General features: G+C 69.7%; 3 protein-coding genes. All 3 read right to left on the bottom strand.

What is annotated here, in order from left to right:
* On the bottom strand, positions 1–366 hold a 366-nt coding region (locus tag ACXJLU_RS33000), incomplete at its 3' end, for an eCIS core domain-containing protein (protein WP_457337950.1).
* A gap of 178 nt (positions 367–544) precedes the next feature.
* On the bottom strand, positions 545–1,306 hold the full coding sequence (locus tag ACXJLU_RS32995; RefSeq protein ID WP_457337949.1) for a hypothetical protein: 762 nt from the start codon (positions 1,304–1,306) through the stop codon (positions 545–547).
* A 46-nt stretch (positions 1,307–1,352) separates the two neighbouring features.
* Positions 1,353–2,950 (bottom strand): eCIS core domain-containing protein (locus ACXJLU_RS32990; RefSeq protein WP_457337948.1); only part of this gene is annotated, 1,598 nt, incomplete at its 5' end.

The following is a 2,950-nucleotide window of genomic DNA, read 5'->3' as shown; positions in this document are numbered from 1 at the left end:
GCCCAGCGTGTACGCCCGGGCCTGCACCGCGCTCGCGCCGGCATCCGCCGAGCCACCGGTGTGCACGCGCACGTGGCCCAGGTCATGGCCCAGGCGCGGCTCGAAGAAGTCGCGCTGATCGGGCGACAGCGGCGCCCCGCCCTGCTGCGCGGCGCGGGCTGCGGCCTCGGTGTCGAGCGACTGCGCGCCGGCCCCAGCGGCTTCGCGCCGGATCGTCGCGCCCTCCACCTCGTCCTCGCAGTCGGCGCACTTGCGCTGCAGGCTCGTGATCCCAGCGACTCCGGCCGACACCGGCGTGGCGCTCGCCATCCGCATCACCTGGTCGGCCACCGCATCGGCCTCGCGCTCGAAGCGATCGCCCGGCATGCTGACCTGCGGTTTGCGCTGCAGCGCGGCGCCGCGGCAACGCGGGCAGCCCCCGCCGCAGGCGCAGGGGCCCGTGGCGGGCCTCGACGTATCGGGGGCCTGCGCCTGCATGGGCGGCGCGGGCTTCGCGTCTTTCGCCGCATGGCGCCCCGCGGCATGCGAGTTGCTGGAAACGGCCTCATGCATAAGCCTGCCCTTCCGGCAGCGTGCGTTCGGGCGCGTCCTGCAGCGGCGGCCTCTCGATCGGGAAGTCCGGCTTCAACATCGGCGGCTCGCTCTTCGGGCAGGCGCCGATCGCCTGGTTGTAGCTGTCGCGGTCCAGCACCGGCCAAGGGTCCTTGCTGAGAGGGCCGTGGAAGACCTTGCAGTCCAGGTCGTATTGCTCGAAGGTCCGGTAGCGGCGACTCTCCTTGGTGCTGCCGAACGCTTCGAGCATCGAGCAGCCCGGCATCTTCGTGTTGTAGTTCAGGCCCAGCTGCAGCGGCTTCTTGTCGAGCAGGGAACGTGCGGCGTTCAAGTCCTCCATCGACGGGCCCTTGCCGGATGGGTCGGTCGTGTTGCCCGGTGCGTCGAAGGGCGTCGGCGCGCTGCCGCCGGGCGCCGGTACGAAGGGAGCGACGTCGAACTTGTCGAAGAATGGAATCGGCACCAGGGGCTTCGGCGTCGGCTTCGACTCTTCATCGGTCGGCTGCCGATGCAGTGTCGACTCGGCGGCACCGCCTTGCTGGACCACGTGCACGAGCTCATGCGCATCACCCGGCGAGCTGATGGCGGGTTTGCGCTGCAACATCTGCGCAGCGCATCGCGGGCAACCACCGCCGCAGGCGCACGACGGTTTGCGCAGCACCGCGCCGTCGAGCCCCGACGACGGCATCGTGCCGGAGCGCGAGCGGCGCGCCACGACGCGGCCACGCGACGGTGTGAACTGGACGTCCCTCATGCCGATCTCCTCGATTCAAGCGTATTCGCTCGAAGCAGCGCGTGCATCATGGCTGCGAGGGGGTTTGAGAACCCGGCGCTGCCGCCTGTTCCGCCGAGGGCAGGCCGAACGGCACGCGCTGCGATCCACGAATCTCCACGTGCCGCCGGCCGGCGGACGACCCGCCGGACCCCGTCACATCAAGGTGGATTGCAATCACGAGCGCTGCCACAGGCAAGAGGTCAGCCCGGGTGGCGTTGTTCAAGATGCGCGACGAAACAACAACTCCGTCCTCCCCGATCCCATCGATGTGGATGTCAAACCGATCGTGTCCCAGCGGCGTGTAGCTCACGCGGAAGCGACTCGCCGCTTCACCCGGCAGCGGGTCGCGCCACCGGACTCCTCGAATCGCAAGCTCGGCGTCCAGGGCCGCCCTGTCGGACATGCCGGGCAGCGGTATGAAGTCGATGGCGAGCGGGATTCGATCGTCGGCGTAGGCCACGAGCAGTCGCGCGTCCCATTGCAGCGTCCCGGGCGCCGTGATCACGTCCTGCGCGCGGAACCCATACGGCTGGGTGCTCAACGCCATCGGGAACGACAGCGTGCCCGGCGAGATGTAGCCAGGACTGTTGTCCGTGAACTGGTACGAGAACCCGGTGCCTCCGGCGCTGGGCACGAAGCGGATGTCGGCGCTCGTTTCGAAGCGTGTGTATTGCGGTGGCAACTGCGCGTCGGCCGCGTCGACGAAAAACTTCGTGTAGAAGAACCACAGGACATCGCTCCGGTTCGCAGGCCACCCACTGGGAAGCCGGGTCCCCACATCACGTGCCGGCCCGGGATTGAGGTTGTTCTCGAAGTTGGGATTCACCGCCCGGTCGAAATACTTGAACGACGAGTAAAGGTAGGGCCCCTGAGGCGCAGTGAAGGCACGAAACGCGTCGTGCAGATCGAACCAGATGTACGGGATGTGCGGACCCCACTGTCGCTGGGGCCTCTGCGGCGGCACGGCTTGCGTGCCCTGTGCAGCCGCCTGCGCTGACGCAGACTGGGGGGCCTGCCCCTGCGGCGCCACGTCGCCGCCTTGCGTCGGCTGGTCGCCAGCCGCTTGCCGATGAATCCCGGCCGGTGCATCTGCCGCCTGCTGCTGCATCACATGCACGAGCTCGTGCGCCAGCAGCCTGCGACCGCTCGCCGTGTGCGGCGCGTACTCGCCAGCTGCAAAGACGATGTCGCGGCCCAGGGTGTAGGCACGTGCCTGCACCGCCTGAGCGCCCCGCGCCGCCGCCGGGCCGCTGTGCACGCGCACGTCGCCCAGGTCACGGCCGAAGCGTGGCTCGAACCAGGACCGCGACTCGGCGCCGAGCGGGACTCCGTCGCCTTGCGCCGCCTGCGTTGCTGCGTCCGCGTCCAGCATGCCTGGGTCGCCGGGCACGGCTTCACGTTGGACCTTTCCGCTCTCTTCGTTGCACGACTTGCATTTGCGCTGCACGGCAACCGGCGAGATGTCGGCGCGCGGCGGCTGCGCCATGCCCATCACGCGATCGGCCACATCGTCGGCTTCGCGCTCGAAGCGGTCGCCCGGCACGCTGATGCGCGGCTTGCGCTGCAGCGCGGCGCTGCTGCAGCGCGGGCAGCCGCCGCCGCAGGCGCAGCCGGCCCGAAGCC

This window comes from Rhizobacter sp. P5_C2 (genome assembly GCF_054049715.1).
The sequence above is the reverse complement of the archived record's forward strand: the minus strand, read 5'-3'. Positions and strand labels throughout refer to the sequence as shown.